The organism is Hyphomicrobium sp. (assembly GCF_019753045.1).
In the GTDB taxonomy this organism is placed as follows: Bacteria; Pseudomonadota; Alphaproteobacteria; order Rhizobiales; family Hyphomicrobiaceae; genus Hyphomicrobium_B.
This window is the reverse complement of the sequence record NZ_JAIELN010000010.1, coordinates 102356-121369: the sequence shown is the minus strand read 5'-3', so window position 1 is coordinate 121369 and position 19014 is coordinate 102356. Positions and strand designations below refer to the sequence as shown.

The following is a 19014-nucleotide window of genomic DNA, read 5'->3' as shown; positions in this document are numbered from 1 at the left end:
CAAACGAAACGATTTAATTTGAGGTCCACCATGCGTCTCGACGCAATCAGCCCGGGCAACACACCGCCGGATGATATCAATGTCGTAATTGAAGTCCCGGTCGGCGGCGAGCCGATCAAGTACGAGATGGACAAGGCGTCCGGCGCTCTCGTCGTCGATCGCTTTCTCTATACGCCGATGCGTTACCCCGGCAATTACGGCTTCGTCCCCCATACATTGGGAAGTGACGGCGATCCGATCGACGTTCTCGTCTGCAACACGCGCGCGATCGTTCCGGGCGCAGTCATCAACTGCCGCCCTGTCGGCGTTCTTGTGATGTCGGACGACGGCGGCGGCGACGAAAAGATCATCGCGGTGCCGTCGAGCAAGCTGACGAAGCGCTACGAGACCGTGAAGACCTATACCGACCTGCCGAAGATCTCCATCGAGCAGATCGAGCACTTCTTTGCCCACTACAAAGACCTTGAACCCGGGAAATGGGTGAAGATCGACCACTGGGGCCACGCTGACGAAGCCAAATCGCTCATTGTGGATGCTCTGAAGCGCGCCAAGACCCCCGCTTAAGGGATTTGACGACGATTGCTCGCCGTTAAGGGCCTCAATCCGGTAATTATCCCGGACCTGCCCTTTACGGTCGAGCAACCGAGTTGCTATATCCGCCCGACTGAGCGGCTTACCTTCGAGCTACCGGAGACGTCATGAAGATCGCCGTCATGGGCGCGGCCGGCCGAATGGGCCGCGAACTGATCCGCGCGATCGCCGCCGAACCCGGCTGCACCGTTAGCGGCGCCACTGAAACGCCGGGCTCGTCGGTCCTTGGAAAGGACATCGGCGAACTCGCGGGGCTCGAGCACCTGGGCATCGCCGTGACGAGCGACGCCGCCGCCGTTATCGCCGCGGCGGACGCCATCGTCGATTTCACCATCCCGAAAGCAAGCGTGGAATTTGCCCGGCTGGCGGCGAGCTCCGGAACGGCCGATATCATCGGCACGACCGGCTTCGACGCAGAAGGCTTGGCTGCGATTGCTGACGCCGCAAAGCGGACGCCGATCGTCAAGGCTGGAAACATGAGCCTCGGCCTCAACCTCCTGCAGGCGCTGACACGTCAGGTGGCCGCCGCGCTCGGGAACGACTACGACATCGAAATTGTTGAAATGCATCACCGGGCGAAAATAGACGCCCCGTCCGGAACGGCCTTGATGTTGGGAGAAGCCGCTGCCGCTGGCCGAAAAATTGCGCTCGAAGGACATTCCGTTCGCGTCCGCGACGGACACACCGGTCCCCGCCGGGCAGGCGATATCGGGTTTGCCACGTTGCGCGGAGGCAGTGTCGTCGGCGATCACACGGTGATTTTTGCCGGCGAGGGAGAGCGCATCGAGCTTACCCATCGCGCGGCCGATCGAGGGATTTTCGCGAGGGGCGCAGTGAAAGCTGCCCTTTGGTCAAAAGGCCGCGCGCCGGGTCTCTACGCGATGACCGACGTGCTGGGTATCTAATCAGGCAATTGCCGACCGCTGCTGGAGACGCCGGGAGAAGAAATGACGGACGCTCTGACAGACAACATTCTTGTGCTTGTTCGGCACGGCGAGAGCGAGTGGAATAAGCTCAATCTCTTCACTGGCTGGCGCAATCCGGATCTGACGGAGAAGGGCGTGATAGAGGCTCGCGTAGCGGGCCGGATGATCCGCGACCACCGCGTCAAGTTCGACATCGCTTTCACGAGCGCTCTGAAACGCGCTCAGCGCACGCTGGACATCATCCTGTCGGAGCTTCACCAGCCTGATGTGCCGATCATTCGCAACGCCGCTTTGAACGAGCGCGACTATGGTGCGCTCTCCGGCCTCAACAAGGATGAGGCGCGCAAGAAGTGGGGCGAATCCCAGGTCCAGCTCTGGCGCCGCTCTTACGACATTGCGCCCCCCGACGGCGAAAGCCTGAAGGACACCCTCGCCCGCGTCCGCCCCTATTACGATGAAGCCATCTGGCCACAAATCACGGCGGGCAAGAACGTGATCATCGTGGCGCACGGCAACTCGCTTCGGTCCCTCGTGATGATCCTGGAAAATCTGTCGAAGGATGAAATCCTAGAGCGCGAACTCGCGACAGGCGCTCCAATTCTTTACAGGCTCGGAGCAGACGGCAAGGCAATCGACCGCAAGGATCTGCTTCCGGCACGCTCATTAGCAGCACCGCCTGAGGATCGTATTGTCTGAGGCCAGAACTGCATCAACGACCGCATCGACTAAGGACCATATCGTCTAGACAGTGCTGATCGACCGGGGGGTGAGATGGCGTTGCAAGAACTCAGTGGCGACGCGGCCGCAGAAAGCGTCAAGCGCGAAGGCACAAGCGACCACGCCGTAAAAACCCGAGAGAGGCTCATCGGCGTCTATGTCGGCATTCTAGCGGTCGTTCTGGCTCTTTGCAGCCTCGGCGACAGCAACTCCCAGCAAGACGCAACCCAGCACAATATCGCCGCCGCGAACGTCTGGTCCTTCTTCCAGGCCAAGAATGCCCGCCGCCAGTCACTGCGACTTCACGCCGACGAATTCGATGTGATGCTGAAGTCGACGCCCGGGATGCCGGACGACGCCAAAAAAATGATCGAAGCAAAAATCGCCGACTACAAGAACCAGGATAAGCTGCTCACTTCCGATCCGGATCGGGGCGAGGGTCTCGATGAACTCTTTGCGAAAGGCAAAACCCTTGAAGCCTCGCGTGACGAAGCCCTGAAGCGCGGCCCCTATTTCGACTACGGTCAGGCGCTCCTGCAAATCGCCATCGTGCTTGCTTCCGTTGCGCTGATCTCGGGCGGCAACCTCCTCCTGTTCGTAAGCTTTGTGCTCGGCGGCGTCGGCGCGGTGCTGACGATCGGCGGCTTCACCCTTCTCGTTCCGCTACCGGGCTTCCTGTCCTGACGCGCCAGACTTCTCGGAAGACTTCTCGGACCCCGTCGCCTCGGGCCCGGACGCGCCAGAGAGATCGAAGCTGACGAGGTTGGTCGCGATCACGCCTCTATCACGAATAAGCTCCACGCGCCCGCTGTAGTGTCCCGCGGGCCATGTATCCCCAAGGCGGCGTTTGCCGGCAAACGCAACGTACGTCGCCTTATCGCGCTCGAGCGGAGCGGCGTTCTCGTCAAAAATCTCACTCCCCGGCCCCGAAGCGACGAAATGCACGAGGTCGCCTTTCATCAGGTTGATGAAGCGGCCGTAGAGGACGATTGCGGGCGACGACGCCGTCAGCGGAACGACGTCGCCGTGGTTGATCTCAAGCCCCTCGACAGTCGGCGGCGCGCCTGCGAAGGCCGCGCCGATCATCTCGCCGTTTTTATAGGGAAACGCCGCTGCGGCCGCGGGCTGCCACATCCCCGGCCCGCGAGCATCGGGATCGCATTTTCCCTCTGCCGCATCCGGGAGAAAAGGATCGACGATTTTCCCGTCGTGACGAACGCTGATGTGGACTTGCGCGAAGTCCGCCATTCCGGAAAATCCGGCATCCCCCAGCTGATCGCCGCGCTTGACGGTCTGGTCCTTGGCGACGCGCACGCTGCCCTGGCGCATGTGGCAATACTGGGTTTCCCAGCCGCCCCCATGATCGAGAATGACGCCGTTGCCGCATTCGCGGCCCGCAACGTCTTGTGGCTTTGCCTTTTTGAAGAAAACGTCCGCGACCCCGTCCCTCACCGCTTTCACGGTACCGTCGGCGGACGCGAGGACGGCGACCGGAGGCGTCGTCGCGGCGGCCGAGAGCAGGCGGAAATCGACGCCGCTGTGCTTCTCGTAAGTGGCCCGGCCACACATGTAGTCCTTGGCTGTGCGCCCAGGGTCGATATCGACGTAGTTCTGAATGAAGCAGGTCTTATGGGGCTGGCAGGCAAGCGGCAATGAGAGCTCCGGCCGGTCCTCTGAAGCCGCGCCCCGGGTTAACGCGAAGGGGGTCAGAAGGCCAGTCAGCAGAAGTCCTATTGCCGCCGAAGCGGACCGACACCGTCGAAGCTGCATATCACCCCTCTGCGCCAAAGTGCCGTTTTTCGCGGCCGGGAGCTTGCCGCGCGCCTGTCCAAACGCTAGCACTCCCCCCGAATGATTTCCCCACCTGAGTTGGACCAAGGATTGTTAACCGATGACGACGCACAACCTTCTTTTGCTCCCTGGCGATGGCATCGGCGTTGAAACAATCGCTGAAGTCGAACGGCTCATCGGTTTCTTCAACAGCAAGAGCAATGTCGTCCGCTTCTCGGTTGACCGCGATCTTGTCGGCGGCGCGGCATACGACGCGCACGGCGTCGCGATCACCGACGAGGCAATGGCGAAAGCGGAAAAAGCCGACGCCGTGATCTTCGGTGCTGTCGGCGGACCGAAGTGGGCAAACGTTCCCTATCAGCATCGCCCGGAAGCCGGCCTCCTGCGCCTGCGGAAAGATCTCGATCTCTTCGCCAATCTTCGCCCGGCCATCTGCTACCCCGCGCTCGCCGACGCTTCGAGCCTGAAGCGCGAGCTGGTCGAAGGCCTCGACATCATGATCGTGCGCGAGCTGACGGGCGGCGTGTATTTCGGCGAGCCGAAAGAAATCGTGACGCTCGAGAACGGCGAGCGCCGCGCAGTCGACACGCAGGTCTACACCACGCACGAAGTGGAGCGTATCACCAAGGTTGCTTTCGACCTTGCACGGAAGCGCAAAAATCTCGTCCACTCGGCCGAAAAGCACAACGTCATGCGGACTGGCGTGCTCTGGAAGCAGGTCACGACCGACGTCCATAAATCTTACGCGCCCGACGTAACGCTCGAGCACATTCTCGCCGACAATTGCGCGATGCAGCTGATCCGCAATCCGAAGCAGTTCGATGTCATCGTCACCGACAATCTCTTCGGCGATGTCCTCTCTGACGAAGCAGCCATGATGACGGGCTCGCTCGGCATGTTGCCGTCGGCATCCCTTGGCGCTCCCGATCCGAAAACCGGCCGCCGCAAAGCGCTTTACGAGCCCGTGCATGGCTCAGCGCCCGACATCGCCGGCAAGGGTCTTGCGAACCCGATCGCGACGATCGCCTCGTTCGCGATGGCGCTTCGCTATTCGTTCGACCTCGGCGCAGAAGCCGATCTCGTCGATAAGGCGATTGCACGCGTCCTCGAAAAGGGCCTCAGAACCGGCGACATCATGCAGCCTGGCATGACCAAGGTCGGCACGAGCGAGATGGGCAAGGCGATCGAAGACGAGCTGAAGTCGCTCGCCGCCTGATCGCACTTCACAAGATGCGCTAGTTCCGGGCTCTCCGCTTCGCTACGACGGCCGCGCTTGGCGGCCGGCTCGCGGAACGCGAGTCGCCAAGCGCAATCAAACGGCCGGCTCGTCTTGGCAGGCGCTCGGCTGACCCTGTATGGCCCCGCGCGCTGTCCAGCGCGGCTTGCCATCGCCAGGACCTGGCGCTGCTTGTTCCGTTCGCGAAACGAAATAGAATTCGTAGCAGTTCGTATCGACGCGACTGACACGATAGCATCCACCCGTCTCGTCGAAATCATAGATCGTGCACAGCGTGCCTTGGGTGATCGACCAATGCCCGCGGAGCGTCATCGCGGCTTCGACATAGTGGAGCCGCCCATCGCTCCCGTAATGTTCGGTGAAATGCTTGCCGTTCGCATAGCGGCCGTCTAGCGTCGCGTCCTTGAACCGCTGAAGCTCCGCATCGTCCAGCCACGCGCTGATCGCGAAGCTGGATGGCGAGAATGCCGGAGCAGTAAGCACAAGCGCCCCGATGGCAAACATCGAAAGCGTCTTCAACGGATTCACGGTGGCCCCCTTTTTCTTCTGCCATCAGCGGCGAAGTGTTGCCGCTACTAAAGACTTAAAATGTTTCCTTCGCGGCGGCGGACGCTTGGACAGGATGTCTCGACCCTCATTTTCCGTACGCGAAGTTCATTTAAAAACGCGTGCAGCTGCCATGCCTCGACAATCCTTGAAAATCTTGGTCTGGCCGAGTATGTGAACGCCCAGGAAGACATGCGTCGCGCGAGCCAGGCTCGTAGATAAAAACCAAGATTTTCAAGGACATAACGTTATGGGCTATAAGGTCGCCATCGTCGGCGCCACGGGCAACGTAGGCCGCGAGATGCTGAATGTGCTCGCGGAACGCAAATTTCCCGTCAGCGAACTCCATGCTCTGGCATCGCGCCGTTCGTTGGGCACTGAGGTTTCGTTCGGCGATCGCGTCATCAAATGTCAGGATCTGGAAACGTTCGACTTCGCCGGCGTCGACTTCTGCTTGATGTCGGCAGGATCATCCGTTTCGAAGGAATGGTCGCCGCGTATCGGCGCTCAGGGAACGATCGTCATCGATAACTCCTCGTGCTGGCGCTACGACCAGGACGTGCCCCTCATCGTGCCGGAAGTGAACGCCGACGCGGTCCGCGGCTTCACCAAGAAGAACATCATCGCGAACCCGAACTGCTCGACGGCTCAGCTCGTTGTGGCCCTGAAGCCGCTTCACGATGCAGCGAAGATCAAGCGCGTCGTCGTTTCGACCTACCAGTCCGTCTCCGGCGCCGGCAAGGACGCGATGGACGAACTTTGGCAGCAGACCAAAGGCAAGTACGTGCCCGGCCAGGAAGTCGATCCGAAGAAGTTTCCGAAGCAGATCGCCTTCAACTGCATTCCTCACATCGACGTCTTCATGGAGGACGGATACACGAAGGAGGAATGGAAGATGCTCGCCGAAACCAAGAAGATCTTGGACCCCAAGATCAAGCTGACGGCGACGTGCGTGCGCGTTCCGGTCTTCGTCGGACATTCCGAAGCGGTGAACATCGAGTTCGAGAAGGCGATCAGCCCAGATGAAGCCCGCGAAATTCTGCGCGCTTCGCCCGGCATTGTCGTCGTCGATAAGCGCGAACCCGGCGGCTACATCACCCCCGTCGAGGCAGCCGGCGAATTCTCGACGTTCGTATCGCGCATCCGCGAAGACGCGACCGTCGAAAACGGTCTCGCGATGTGGATCGTCTCCGACAATCTACTCAAGGGCGCAGCTCTCAACGCCGTGCAGATTGCAGAGACGATCGTTAATCAGCGGCTCGTACCGAAGGCCGCTTAAGCTCCACGCCGCTGAGCAGAGGGAGCGTCCGCAGATTTGCCGGCGCTCTCTTTTTCTTTCAGGCGGTTGAGCGTCTGAATGATCGCGCCGAGATCCTGGAGAAACCGGTCTCTTTGCGCTGCGGGCAGCCCCGACAGGATGCGCTCATCGACCTTGCGAGCAAGCGGATCGCGCGCCTTCAGAACTTTCGCACCCTCGTCCGTCACCTTGACGGCATAGGCTCGCGCATCGTCCCGCGTACGGCGGCGTTGAAGCAAGCCCTTCTTGAGCATGCGGCGGACCACGTCCGCCAGTGTCGAGCGGTCGATGCCTGTCAGCTCCACGAGCTGAGTCTGGCTTACGCCCTCGTTGTTAGCGACCGTCAGCAAGATCGCATACTGGCGAGGTGTTAGATCATCCTCGCCAAGTTCACTCTGGAAGATTTCAGCCGCACATTGTCCGGCTCGGTGTAGAAGATGCAAAGGCGACCGTTCAAGGCGGTTGATTGTATCTCGTGCCATTCCATGCCCCAGTACATTCCACCCATCTCCCCCCGAAAGATTCATCGAAGTTCCACGACTCAAAAATCGTGGCTCAGCGATAAGGCGAAATGATCAAACCCAACGTTTAGTCCGGTAGTTCCTGCCAAGAAATACTACGCGGAGTGCTCCGTCCAGTGAAAAGGCAAACGGCGTTCAAAAATTTGCGAATAACAGAAAGGCGCCGACGCGGACTCGCGAATTACGGCGCGTTAGGCCCATCGCCGGCTGCGGCCTCGTATTTCTTCAGAAGGCCTATTTGGGCGAGTGCGAAAAGGAATGTTATCGGCATAATACCGAAAACTTTGAATGCCACCCACGTGTCGGTGGAGAACAGCCGCCACATCACTTCGTTGAGGATCGCGAGAAATACGAAGAATAACGCCCATCTGAGCGTCAGAATTCGCCAGCCCTCCTCCGAGAGGCGCATGACGTCACCAAATACGATCTTGAGAAACAGACGGCCCGAGAGAAGCCCCGCGAATAGAATTGCCGCGAAGAGACCGTTGACGATGGTCGGCTTGATTTTGATGAAATGGTCGTCCTGCAGCCACAACGTCAAGCCACCGAACACCAGCACGAAGACGCCGGTAACGAGCGGCATCGTGGCGATCCGCCCAAGCAGGAAGTGCGAAGCCACAAGCGAAATGACCGTCGCGACCATGAAGGCCCCGGTCCCAGCGAAGATGCCGAAGCGGCTGTTGCCGATGAAAAAAACGACGAGCGGGCCAAGCTCGATGAGCAGCTTGATCAGCTGCTTGCGATCGAACTGCGGCTCATCGCTCGTACCTGGCATCTTTTGCTGATCCGACATGTTCTCTAGCCTTCAACGTGCGCCGGATCTGGGAGGCGATATTTCTGCATGAACCTGGTGAGGATCCACGCGTAAAGTCCGGACACCGGCAGGACGATCGCGACCTTGAACAGGATCCAGACGTTCACACCGTCCATTTCATGGCCCAAAATCTCGTACATCCGGTTTTCTTGAAAGGTCTGCCGAACGTATTCGTTCGCTGCAGCCGTCAAAAAGAAGAAGAGCGCGAAGCTCCACGTGAACTTGTGCCAGCCTTCATCGGTGTAATGGAACGTTTTCTCGAAAACATATTTGAAAAAGTTCTGGTTCAGCCAAAGCCCGGAAATCAGGAACACACCGAACAGAGCATTGAAGATCGTAACTTTGATCTGAACCCACATCGGGTCATGCGTGATGAGCGTCAGAGCCGCAAAGACGATCGTGACGCTCGACGCGATAAGCGGGAAAATCGGCGGCCGATGGAACATGTAAAGCATCACGCCGATGGACAAAAACGTCGTGCCGATCAGCGCCCAGGTCCCCGCGTTGATGCCGAAGAATGCGTTGACGACGAACATCGTCACCAACGGGCCGAACTCACTGAGAATGTTGATCGTCTGCTCGGCGTTGAATGGAAAGAAGCGCTTGCGTGCCTTCATCAGTGGAGGATTCCCGATATTTAAGTCTTGGGTCATATGTGTTCCGTTTCCCCGCGAACTCAGATGCCTGCGATGGCCCGCGCAAAATCCGCTGCCGAAAAGGCCTGCAGATCGTCCGCCCCTTCTCCCACGCCGATGGCGTGCACCGGTAAACCGAACTTGGCAGCGATCGCAACAAGAATGCCGCCGCGAGCCGTCCCATCGAGTTTCGTCATGATCAAGCCTGTCACACCGGCGCGTTCTCGGAAAACCTCGACTTGGTTCAGGGCGTTCTGACCTGTCGTCGCATCAAGCACAAGCACAACGTCGTGCGGTGCGCTCGGATCAAGCTTCTTTAGAACCCGTGTGACTTTTTCGAGTTCTTCCATCAGCACCTGCTTATTCTGCAGCCGCCCCGCCGTATCGAGTAAAAGCACATCCGCGCCAGTTGCTTGCGCCTGTTTCAAGGCGTCAAACGCCAATCCTGAGGAATCGCCGCCAACCTCACGCGCGACGACGGGAACGCCTGCACGCTCGCCCCATACCTTCAACTGGTCTATGGCCGCCGCACGGAACGTATCACCCGCGGCGAGCACAACCGATTTTCCTTCCGATTTGAATTTGTTGGCGAGCTTGCCGATCGTCGTTGTCTTGCCCGTGCCGTTGACGCCGACCATCATGATCACATGCGGTTTATGCGACGGTTCCATGACAAGCGGCTTGGCGACGGGCGTCAGCACCCGCTCGACTTCGGTCGCGAGAACGTTTCGCACCTCATCGGCGGAAATGCCCTTCTCGAAGCGCCCCTTGCCGATCGCGTTCGTGATCCGGCTCGTCGTCTCAAGACCGAGATCCGACTGGATCAAGAGATCTTCGAGATCATCGAGCGTATTGGCGTCGAGCTTTCGCTTCGAAAAAAGATCCGTGATGCCGGACGTCAATTTTGACGACGTTTTGCCAAGACCTGACTTCAGCCGTTGAAACCAGCTCTGCTTCACCGGCGGCTCGGCTGGGGGTGCGATGTCTTTGGCGGCGGCGGGCGGCGGCGGAACGTCATCCGCCGCAACTGACGGAACAACGTCTTCGCTGCGCTTCGCGTCTTGTTCGGGGGCAGGCTCCGACGCACCTTTGAAAAAGCGGCCGAAGATCCCTTTGCCTTTTTCCTTGGGTTCGCTCACGCGCAAACCTCGCCGACGAGCCGTTGCGCATCCACGCGCTTGATGTGGGCGCTCACGATCGCGCCAGCACTGTGAACACGCTCGCCCTGCATGAGAACCTCTGCAAATTGCGGCGTACGTCCGTTGCCGTCGCGTTCGACCAACACTTCAACCACCTGTCCCCGCTGACTTTCGAGATATGAAGCAAGCGCTTCGCTGCCCTTGGCGCGAAGCTTCGCTGCGCGCTCCTTCACGACGTTCCCCGAAACTTGCGGCATACGCGCTGCAGGCGTCCCTTGGCGAGCAGAAAATGGAAACACGTGAAGATACGTGAGTCCGCATTCATCGACGATGCTGTGAGAATTTTCGAACATGTCATCCGTTTCGGTTGGAAACCCCGCGATGAGATCGGCGCCGAACACGATGTCGGGCCGTAACGACCGCGCTTTCTCGCAAAACGCAATCGCGTCGGCGCGCAGATGCCGCCGCTTCATTCGCTTCAACGTAAGATCGTCGCCAGCTTGCAGCGACAAATGCAGATGCGGCATCAACCGCTCCTCTTCGCCGAGCGCAATCATCAGATCGGCATCGGCTTCGACTTGATCGATCGACGACAGGCGCAGGCGCACGAGTTCCGGCACATGCTTCAACACGTGCCGCACGAGCTGCCCGAGTGTCTGGGCCCCCGGAAGATCGCGGCCATAAGACGTGATGTCGACGCCCGTCAGCACGACTTCCAGGTATCCACGCTCGACGAGCCCACGCACCTGCGTGACGACTTCGCCGGCAGGCACCGAGCGCGACGGACCGCGGCCGTACGGAATAATACAAAACGTGCAACGATGATCGCACCCATTCTGAATCTGCAAATACGCGCGCGTGTGGGAATGAAAGCCGTCGATCATATGGAGCGCCGACTCGCGCACGCTCATGATGTCGTTCACGAGAACCCGCTCGCTCGTCGATGTCGACAAGCCGGCGAATGTCTCCGCCTTCATCTTCTCGCCATTGCCGATGACGTGATCGACTTCGGCCATATCGGCAAAGCGGCGAGGCTCGATCTGCGCCGCGCAGCCGGTAACGATAATGCGCGCGTCCGGTCTCTCGCGTCGCAGCCTGCGCACGGTCTGCGCGGCCTGGCGAACGGCTTCGCCTGTCACTGCACACGTATTGACGATGACGGCGTTATCAAGCCCCGCCTCACGCGCGTGACGCCGCATAACCTCTGATTCATAAACATTCAGCCGGCAGCCGAGCGTTATCACTTCGGGTTCGGACATAAGCTTCGTCGTCGTCCTTTTGAGAGGCGCTCGCGAAAGCGGAGCCGGGCATCGGATTAAACCGACACCTTTGCCAATTTGGAGAAATCGATCGCGCCCTCGTACTCGAACTCCACGGGGCCTGTCATGAGGATGTGGTTATTGGCCGCCCACTCGATCATGAGATCGCCGCCAGGCAGGGTTACTTTAACGCGGCGGCCGGTGAGCCGCTTCCGCGCAGCCGAAACCGCCACGGCGCACGCCGCCGAGCCGCATGCCAACGTTAAGCCCGCTCCGCGTTCCCACGTTCTGACGAGAATGGATTCCGAAGACGTCACCTGCGCCAGCGAGATATTCGCGCGCTCCGGAAAAATAGGATGGTTCTCGAGCAACGGCCCAAATCGCCCGAGATCGTAGAGATCTAGGTCCTCGACCCAGAAGATCGCATGCGGATTGCCGACATTGACGACGGACGGGGAATGCAAGACCGGATTGTCGATCGGCCCCACTTGCAGCTCGATGGCTCGCGTGTCGCGGAATTCTTCTGCCAGCGGAATGTCCTGCCACGAGAATTTGGGCTCACCCATATCGACGGTTATCGACGCCTGATTTTTGACGACCGTGTCGAGAACGCCTGCGCGCGTTTCGACCAGAAAGTGCTCGCCCGCGCCGCCTTGGGCAAGAAACCAGCCGACGCAGCGCATGCCATTGCCGCATGCACCGGCTTCCGATCCGTCGGCGTTGTAAATGCGCACAAACGATAGGGTGCCCGCCGTTTTGGGCGCGTGCAGAACCATCATCTGGTCGAACCGCGAAATGCGATCCGCGGCCACCGCCGCGACTTCTTCCGGCGTGAACGTCCGCGAGCTATTGCGCAAATCGACAACGACGATCTCGTTGCCGAGTCCGTTCATTTTGAGGAAAGGAAGTGTCGTTGCGGTATTCATGTGAGCCTATATGGCGAGAAGCGCAAAAAATGACAATCGGAACAGGGTCACGGAGCGAAGCGGTCGCGCTATGATCGACATCACGGCAATTACCTTGTCCTCCGGGCGGAACAATCGTCCTGGCTTGCCCGTTAGAGTGCCGCAAATGCTTGTTTTAGTTGAACGAACTGTGAGCGTCGCTCAAATCCCATGAGAACATAAATGGCGCAACCATCGTCGAACCCGCTCCTTTTCAGAATCGCCCTGGCCCGCGCTCGCCCTTGCTATTGCTACGGTTGTATTTGCCTCACCCCCGACGAGCGAGCCTACGAACGCCGCGTTTTCAGATTGGCGCGCGCTTGGGGCAGGCAAAGCAAGCGGACGCACGCGGCCCTGCAAAGTTAGCAATTAGGCCGACTGGACGGTGTGACAGGGGTGCAAGCCGGCTCGAGTTTCTGCGGTTCGCGCCTTGCGCAAATACCGAAATCCCGCACAAGTACTCCTTCAGTCATCGGGGACGGGGCATTGGGATTGAGGGTTTACGCGCGCATCGCGGCGACAGCCGGTCTTGCCGCCATCATGGCGGTCGGAGCGATGAACGGCGCGTCGGCCGAAAGCCTTCTCTACGCTCTCAAAATCGGCGTTCTCGCCCACGACGTGCCGGACCTCTGGAGCGGCTTCCAGGTTGAGCACAACGCCGTTGATATCAATATCGAAGCCCAGTTTGCAGCGGCCTGGGCGCTACCCTGGGGCGCCGTCCGGCCGGTCATCGGCGGCTCGATCAACACCCGCGGCGACACCAGCGACGGCTACATCGACGCCCGCTGGCAGGGCGACTGCCCGTCCGGGCTGTTCTTTGGGCTGGGCCTTGGCGCCGCCATCCACGACGGCGAAATCGGCGGACCGGGCTCCGATCCCGACAAGAAGTGGCTGGGTTCGCGCGTCCTGTTCCACATCCCGATGGAAGTTGGTTACCATCTGGACGAACATTCCGACGTCTCGGTTTATTTCGAGCACATGTCGAACGCCTACACCCAGAAATATAACGAAGGCATGGACCGCATCGGCCTCCGCTACGGCTACCGCTTTTAAATTAATTGAACAGATTTCAAATTTGCGGTTAGGCGACCGCGCATAGCATTTGACTCAAATGCTTGATTTTGAGTCATTTTTCGTCCATATGTTCGGCATGCGTTCTAATAGTAGCGAGGCCGCCAAGACCTGCCAGTCCCAACGACCTCGATTGCGTTTTCCGAAACCCTGAAGCGGGCGCGGAAACAAGCAAATCGTTCTGGTGAACGCAGGTGGTAGTCTCTCGTCTCCTTTGAGCTTGTCAAGAGCCCGTCTTCTTCTTAGGAGACGAAGAACTAATGTCTATTCACGCAATAACTTTCCGCATACACGAAGATTCCAGCTATCAGACGCGCTGGAACTCTGTGAACGAGGCAATCAAAAAGGAAACAAGTTCGACTTATTGGGCCGAACCGACCTCGTTCTTTTTGATTGAAAGTTCGAAAAACTCGCAACAGCTGGCGTCCGCCATCGACGCAAATTCGTCATTTGCGAATGACCGGGATCTTCTCCTGGTCACTAATCTCTCCGAAAAAGGATATACCGCTATCGGCAAGGTTAAGGACGGCGACTTGCATGTCCTGATGAAGAAGCGCTGAAGCTAGTGCTTGCCGCGCTTGCCGGATTTCAAATCTGGCAAGAGCGGCTTTTGCGACTCATTGACTTCCTCTCCTACTTCCCCCATACCCACGCCATTCCGACGGCCCTGACTTCAGAGCCGCCGCCCTGCACATGGCCTTTTTTCGCGAAAAGCGTCCGGGAGGCAGGGGGGTAAACATCCGGCGGCGCGTGGCGCTCCCGGGTGCGTTTGTGCTTTGCGCACGCTACGGCTTTGCGCATGGAACGGACGTTCCCACATCTAACGTCATCCCGGCGAAGGCCGGGATCCATCCAGGTGTCAGGCTTGGGCGGATCCCCGCCTCCGCGGGGATGACGACCGAAACGAGTTGGAAGCACGGGTTTCGAAGGCTGAATGTTTCAATCGCTGACAGAACGCCTCTCAGGCGTCCTTGATAAGCTGACACGACGCGGCGCGCTGACCGAAAGCGACGTCGTCGAGGCCATGCGCGAAGTTCGCCGCGCCCTTCTCGAAGCCGACGTCGCGCTCGATGTCGTCAAGGATTTCACCGAGAAGGTCAAAGCCAAGGCCGTCGGCGCCGAAGTCCTCCGCTCCGTCACGCCCGGTCAGATGGCCGTCAAGATCGTCAACGACGAGCTCGTGGCGATGCTCGGCTCGGATGCGCAGCCGATTGACCTCCATGCGGCCCCGCCCGTCGGCATCCTGATGGTCGGCTTGCAGGGCTCGGGCAAGACGACGACCACCGCGAAAATCGCCTACCGCCTGACGAACCGCGATCGCAAGAAAGTGCTGATGGCGTCGCTCGACACGCGGCGACCGGCAGCACAGGAACAGCTGCGCGTCCTCGGCGAGCAGACAGGCGTCGCGACGCTCCCGATCATCGCCGGCCAAAATCCGCTTCAGATCGCCCGCCGCGCGGAAGACGCAGCCAAGCTCGGCGGCTTCGATGTCATCATTTACGACACCGCCGGCCGCGTCACCGTCGACGAAGAGCTCATGGATGAGGTTCGCGACGTCAAAGCCGCGATCCATCCGCACGAAGTTCTTCTCGTCGCTGACTCGCTGACCGGCCAGGACGCCGTCAATACCGCCAAAGCCTTCGACGGCCATATCGGCGTGACAGGCATCGTCCTGACCCGTGCCGACGGCGATGGCCGCGGCGGCGCCGCGCTATCGATGCGCGCAGTAACCGGTAAGCCCATCAAGCTGATCGGCGTCGGCGAGAAGTGGGACGCGCTCGAAGATTTCCATCCGGGCCGCATCGCCTCGCGCATTCTCGGCATGGGCGACGTCGTCTCGCTCGTCGAAAAGGCGGCTCAAACGATCGACGTCGAAAAAGCGACGAAGATCGCCGAGAAGATGAAGAAGGGGTCGTTCGACCTCGAAGACCTTTCCGATCAATTGCAGCAGATGCAGAAGCTCGGCGGCATGGGCGGCGTGCTTGGCATGTTGCCGGGCGTCGCCAAGATCAAAGGCCAGATCAACGAAGCCGGTCTCGACAAGAGCCTCATTCATCAGCGGGCGATCATTTCGTCGATGACGCCGAAGGAACGGCGCAATCCGAAAATTCTCGACGCCAAGCGCAAGCGCCGCATCGCGGCGGGCTCGGGCACCAAAGTCGAAGAACTCAACAAGCTTCTCAAGATGCACCGCCAGATGGCGGACATGATGAAAACCATGGGCCGCAACGGCGGCATGCTGAACAAATTCCTCGGGCGCACCGGTGGTGGGCCTTCGGAAGCCGAGATGCAGGCGATGCAGGCCGATCTCGCAAAGCTCGACCCGAAGGCGCTCGAACAGCTTCCCCCCGAACTCAAGGAGCAGGTCGCCAAGGGCCTCGCTGGTGGCGGCGGGTCCATGCCGAGCCTTCCGCCCGGTCTCAGCCGTGGCCTTCCGGGCCTTGGTGGCGGACTACCGAAAGGCCTTCCAGGCCTCGGCGGCGGAATGCCGAAATTCCCCGGGCTTCCCGGAAAGAAAAGATGACGTCTCAAACAACCACTTCAAGAACACATTCGATTTGAACAGGAGAACAGTACTATGTCGGTGAAAATTCGCTTGTCGCGCGGTGGCGCCAAGAAGCGTCCCTACTACTACGTGGTCGTTGCCCACCACACGAGCCCGCGCGACGGCCGTTACATCGAGCAGATCGGCACCTTCGATCCGATGCTCAAGAAGGACGATCCGAACCGCATCAAGCTCGTTGAAGAGCGCGTAAAGCATTGGCTGAGCGTTGGCGCGCAGCCGACCGATCGCGTCCTCCGCCTGCTCGACGTTACCGGCCTTGCCAAGCGTACCGCCTCGGTCAATCCCGAGAAGGCAAAGCCGAAGAAGAAGGCTCAGGAGCGCGCCGCTGCAGCTGCAGAGAAAGCCGCGAAGGCTGCCGAAGCCGCACAGGGCGAGACCGCCTGAACCGCGAGCTGAGCCGCAAGGCATTTCGTGTTTCAAAAAACCTCTCGAGTGCAACTCGGGAGGTTTTTTCGTTGCAGCTCTCACTGGCACGAGTTTTGGAGCACCACCTCTGGGTGAGTGGGAGTGGACGCAATGATAGAGCGGAAGGCCACAGATGGCCTCTATGAGATCACGAGTGCGCGCGAGCGCAAACACGCACATGCATTTGAGCGATTCATTTTGATACGTCGCAAAGGCCGGCTGTTCGGCGCGGATCCTCAGGGCAGGGTCTACACAGGCGAGCTGGATTCACACCCGAAGCACGCAGCATCGAGGATTTTCCTGCGCGGCACTTACAAAATTCCGCTGCGCTATCGATCGGCGCGTCACCCAGCGCATCCCAAGCCAAGCTATGCTGTCCCGATAACCGGCGAGATCGATCCGTACGCATTATCTCAGAACGCGACAGTCCTCGTTGGCGGCAAACAGATCGATATCCAGATTACCTATCTCGGCCCCTTGCCGAGCCACTAGCGCACCCGCAGCAATAAATCCTCGAAAATAAAAACTGCGGCGTCGCGCGATTGAAAATATAACGCCACTTTCAACGCGAGACTTGGCTGGAACCTCCATTGCCGAACAACAAGAGCACGAACCGAATCCTCGTCGGCGAAATCTCCGGCGCTCACGGCATCCGCGGCGACGTCCTTGTCCGCGCGTATACCGAAGCCCCCGAAGCCATCGCGTCCTACGGACCGCTGACCGACGCGGCGGGACAGCGAAGTTTTACGCTCCGCGTCGTGCGCGTGACGAGCAAGGGCATCGTAGCCCGAATTGGTGGAATTGAGGATCGCAATGCGGCCGAGCCATTGCGAGGGACCAAGCTGTACATAAACCGCGATAGATTGCCGGAACCGGAAAGCGCGGAATACTATTACGCCGATCTCATCGGCCTTCGCGCAGTGGCAAGCGACGGCAGCTCACTCGGAAAGATCGTTTCCGTACAAAATTTCGGCGCGGGAGATTTACTCGAGCTGAAACCCAGCGACGGCACCGAGACGGAGTTCATTCCGTTCGAGGACAGATGGGTGCCGGCAGTCGATCTTGCAGCCGGCACCATAGTCATCAATCGCCCCGAATTGACGGGAGGCGACGATGAGGACGCTGAGGATCGATCCGAAGGCCCGGAAGAATCGGATGTATCGGGCAAAGACGAAGTCGATCGCTCCTAGACGGGGCAACCCCTCGCGAGCTTCGGCAAGTCGCCGGTAACCCCGGCAGCTTCGGCGATGATGTAATCCTTGAGCGTCGGAAGCTTGTCGAGCACGCCCAATGCTGCACCTCGGCCTGCTCTGAGCACCATATTGTCGACGGCAAAGGTGCGATTGAGACTATCGTAAAGTGTAGCGGACATCGTGGAATCGAAACGGCGCCAGCGCTGGTAGCGCTCGAGATGCGTGCCATTGCCGAAATCGATCCCGAGACGCCCGGCATCCGCCAAAACTTCAATCATCGCAGCCGCGTCTCTGAGAGCGAGATTGACGCCTTGTCCCGCGATTGGATGCACGCCATGCGCCGCATCCCCGACGAGCGCGAACCGGGGCGCGATGAGCCGCCGCGCAATGCGAACATCGAGCGGCCAGGACTGGCGAGGCCCGTCGAGCGTAATCGCGCCGAAACGGCCTCCGATGCGGCGATCGAGTTCCGCGAGAAAATCATCGTCACCGAGAGCCGTCACTCGCGCCGCTTCGTCTTTGTCCGCACTCCAGGTGATGCAGGCGCGATTGTTCGGTAGCGGCAGGATCGCGAACGGACCGCCCGGCAAGAAGTGCTGGATCGCGACGCCACCATGCGGCTCATCGAATTTCACGCGCGCCACGATGCCGGTTTGCGGATAGGCCCAGCCGATCGTCTTTATGCCGGCATCATCCCTAAGCTTTGAATTTCTTCCGTCGGCGGCGATGGTGAGCTGAGCGCTGATCACCCGCCCGTCGCGAAGCGAAAGTTCGCTCGAATATTCTCCGAGCAACATCCCATCGACGTCCGCCGGAGCCATCCAGCTGACGGATGGATCGTTGGCGACCGACTTGTAAAGCGCTGCCTGAAGCGACGTTGCCGGCACGATGTAGGCGGCAGGCGATCCGTCCTTCGTGTGCGCGTCGTAAGTGACGCGCGACGGCCTGAAGGCATCGTCGATATTTGAATCCGAAATCTCGATCGATGTGACGACCTGAGCATCACTGCTCACCGCGTCCCAGACGCCGAGACCTTCGAGGATTTTCTTTGTCCCGGCCCAGATCGCAAACGCCCGGCTGTCGGGACGGGCGGACGCCGTCGCGGGATCGGTGCGTTCGATGACGGCAATTTTAATATCCGGCCCGAGGGCCTGAGCGAGACCTCGCGCAACTGCCAAACCCGCGAAGCTGCCGCCCGCAATCGCCACATCGAATTTCAAAACACGCACCACGACTGCACCACCGGCTGCTATGTGCCGCGACAGCAACTTGCTTTTCGCGCACGCCGTGACAGCCTAGATATCTTCGCGCCCACCTTCAACGCGTCTGCCAGACCGTCAACGTTTTCATCTCACTACAACT

At 59.7% G+C, this 19014-nt stretch carries 21 protein-coding genes; 12 read left to right on the top strand and 9 right to left on the bottom strand.

Annotation, left to right across the window (positions count from 1 at the left end):
- Positions 1 to 30 precede the first annotated feature (30 nt).
- The 4 genes from ppa (at position 31) to K2Q04_RS12810 (ending at position 2918) form a co-directional block, all read left to right on the top strand.
- Positions 31 to 564, top strand: coding sequence for an inorganic diphosphatase (ppa, locus tag K2Q04_RS12825; protein ID WP_291164271.1), 534 nt, complete (start codon positions 31 to 33; stop codon positions 562 to 564).
- 134 nt (positions 565 to 698) lie between these two features.
- Complete coding sequence (gene dapB, locus K2Q04_RS12820) at positions 699 to 1496, top strand: 4-hydroxy-tetrahydrodipicolinate reductase (RefSeq protein WP_291164269.1); 798 nt, start codon at positions 699 to 701, stop codon at positions 1494 to 1496.
- A gap of 54 nt (positions 1497 to 1550) precedes the next feature.
- Positions 1551 to 2213, top strand: coding sequence for a 2,3-bisphosphoglycerate-dependent phosphoglycerate mutase (locus tag K2Q04_RS12815; protein ID WP_291164530.1), 663 nt, complete (start codon positions 1551 to 1553; stop codon positions 2211 to 2213).
- 75 nt (positions 2214 to 2288) lie between these two features.
- Positions 2289 to 2918, top strand: a complete 630-nt coding sequence (locus tag K2Q04_RS12810; RefSeq protein WP_291164266.1) for a DUF4337 domain-containing protein — start codon at positions 2289 to 2291, stop codon at positions 2916 to 2918.
- Here the strand turns inward: K2Q04_RS12810 and K2Q04_RS12805 are convergent.
- Positions 2898 to 3887, bottom strand: coding sequence for a M23 family metallopeptidase (locus tag K2Q04_RS12805; protein WP_291164263.1), 990 nt, complete (start codon positions 3885 to 3887; stop codon positions 2898 to 2900). The two genes, K2Q04_RS12810 and K2Q04_RS12805, sit on opposite strands and share 21 nt — an antisense overlap.
- 238 nt (positions 3888 to 4125) lie before the next feature.
- On the opposite strand from K2Q04_RS12805, the gene leuB reads away from it, so the two are divergent.
- On the top strand, positions 4126 to 5241 hold the full coding sequence (leuB, locus tag K2Q04_RS12800) for a 3-isopropylmalate dehydrogenase (RefSeq protein ID WP_291164261.1): 1116 nt from the start codon (positions 4126 to 4128) through the stop codon (positions 5239 to 5241).
- A gap of 96 nt (positions 5242 to 5337) precedes the next feature.
- On the opposite strand, the gene K2Q04_RS12795 is transcribed toward leuB, so the two are convergent.
- Positions 5338 to 5790, bottom strand: a complete 453-nt coding sequence (locus tag K2Q04_RS12795; protein ID WP_291164258.1) for a hypothetical protein — start codon at positions 5788 to 5790, stop codon at positions 5338 to 5340.
- A gap of 268 nt (positions 5791 to 6058) precedes the next feature.
- Here K2Q04_RS12795 and K2Q04_RS12790 point away from each other — a divergent pair, with 268 nt between their 5' ends.
- Positions 6059 to 7087, top strand: coding sequence for an aspartate-semialdehyde dehydrogenase (locus K2Q04_RS12790; protein ID WP_291164255.1), 1029 nt, complete (start codon positions 6059 to 6061; stop codon positions 7085 to 7087).
- Here K2Q04_RS12790 and K2Q04_RS12785 read toward each other — a convergent pair.
- From K2Q04_RS12785 to dapF, 6 genes are all read right to left on the bottom strand, one after another.
- A complete protein-coding gene (locus tag K2Q04_RS12785) occupies positions 7084 to 7587 on the bottom strand; it encodes a MarR family transcriptional regulator (protein ID WP_291164252.1) in 504 nt (167 codons plus the stop codon). The two genes, K2Q04_RS12790 and K2Q04_RS12785, sit on opposite strands and share 4 nt — an antisense overlap.
- A 220-nt stretch (positions 7588 to 7807) precedes the next feature.
- Positions 7808 to 8419: a septation protein A gene (locus K2Q04_RS12780; RefSeq protein ID WP_291164249.1), complete on the bottom strand. Its 612-nt coding sequence runs from the start codon at positions 8417 to 8419 to the stop codon at positions 7808 to 7810.
- Positions 8420 to 8424: 5 nt separating this feature from the next.
- Positions 8425 to 9093 (bottom strand): septation protein IspZ, encoded by a 669-nt coding sequence (locus K2Q04_RS12775; protein WP_291164246.1) that lies wholly within the window; start codon positions 9091 to 9093, stop codon positions 8425 to 8427.
- Between the two features lie 23 nt (positions 9094 to 9116).
- Positions 9117 to 10214 carry a signal recognition particle-docking protein FtsY gene (ftsY, locus tag K2Q04_RS12770; RefSeq protein WP_291164243.1) on the bottom strand — a complete coding sequence of 366 codons (1098 nt, stop codon included), beginning with the start codon at positions 10212 to 10214 and terminating at the stop codon, positions 9117 to 9119.
- The gene (mtaB, locus tag K2Q04_RS12765) at positions 10211 to 11473 is read right to left on the bottom strand and encodes a tRNA (N(6)-L-threonylcarbamoyladenosine(37)-C(2))-methylthiotransferase MtaB (RefSeq protein ID WP_291164240.1); all 1263 of its coding nucleotides are present in this window, start codon (positions 11471 to 11473) and stop codon (positions 10211 to 10213) included. Before mtaB ends, ftsY begins: the two co-directional genes overlap by 4 nt.
- Positions 11474 to 11529: 56 nt before the next feature.
- On the bottom strand, positions 11530 to 12399 hold the full coding sequence (gene dapF, locus K2Q04_RS12760; RefSeq protein WP_291164237.1) for a diaminopimelate epimerase: 870 nt from the start codon (positions 12397 to 12399) through the stop codon (positions 11530 to 11532).
- A 504-nt stretch (positions 12400 to 12903) separates the two neighbouring features.
- On the opposite strand from dapF, the gene K2Q04_RS12755 reads away from it, so the two are divergent.
- The 6 genes from K2Q04_RS12755 (at position 12904) to rimM (ending at position 17649) form a co-directional block, all read left to right on the top strand.
- Positions 12904 to 13470: an acyloxyacyl hydrolase gene (locus K2Q04_RS12755; protein WP_291164235.1), complete on the top strand. Its 567-nt coding sequence runs from the start codon at positions 12904 to 12906 to the stop codon at positions 13468 to 13470.
- Between the two features lie 278 nt (positions 13471 to 13748).
- Positions 13749 to 14048 (top strand): hypothetical protein, encoded by a 300-nt coding sequence (locus tag K2Q04_RS12750; RefSeq protein ID WP_291164232.1) that lies wholly within the window; start codon positions 13749 to 13751, stop codon positions 14046 to 14048.
- Positions 14049 to 14422: 374 nt separating this feature from the next.
- The gene (gene ffh / locus K2Q04_RS12745) at positions 14423 to 16012 is read left to right on the top strand and encodes a signal recognition particle protein (protein WP_291164229.1); all 1590 of its coding nucleotides are present in this window, start codon (positions 14423 to 14425) and stop codon (positions 16010 to 16012) included.
- A 54-nt stretch (positions 16013 to 16066) separates the two neighbouring features.
- Entirely contained in the window at positions 16067 to 16438 is a 372-nt protein-coding gene (rpsP, locus tag K2Q04_RS12740) for a 30S ribosomal protein S16 (RefSeq protein WP_291164226.1), read from the top strand.
- 132 nt (positions 16439 to 16570) lie between these two features.
- Positions 16571 to 16951: a hypothetical protein gene (locus K2Q04_RS12735; RefSeq protein WP_291164223.1), complete on the top strand. Its 381-nt coding sequence runs from the start codon at positions 16571 to 16573 to the stop codon at positions 16949 to 16951.
- Positions 16952 to 17049: 98 nt separating this feature from the next.
- Positions 17050 to 17649 carry a ribosome maturation factor RimM gene (rimM, locus tag K2Q04_RS12730; protein ID WP_291164220.1) on the top strand — a complete coding sequence of 200 codons (600 nt, stop codon included), beginning with the start codon at positions 17050 to 17052 and terminating at the stop codon, positions 17647 to 17649.
- On the opposite strand, the gene K2Q04_RS12725 is transcribed toward rimM, so the two are convergent.
- On the bottom strand, positions 17646 to 18920 hold the full coding sequence (locus K2Q04_RS12725; RefSeq protein ID WP_291164217.1) for an FAD-dependent monooxygenase: 1275 nt from the start codon (positions 18918 to 18920) through the stop codon (positions 17646 to 17648). The two genes, rimM and K2Q04_RS12725, sit on opposite strands and share 4 nt — an antisense overlap.
- Between the last annotated feature and the right edge of the window lie 94 nt (positions 18921 to 19014).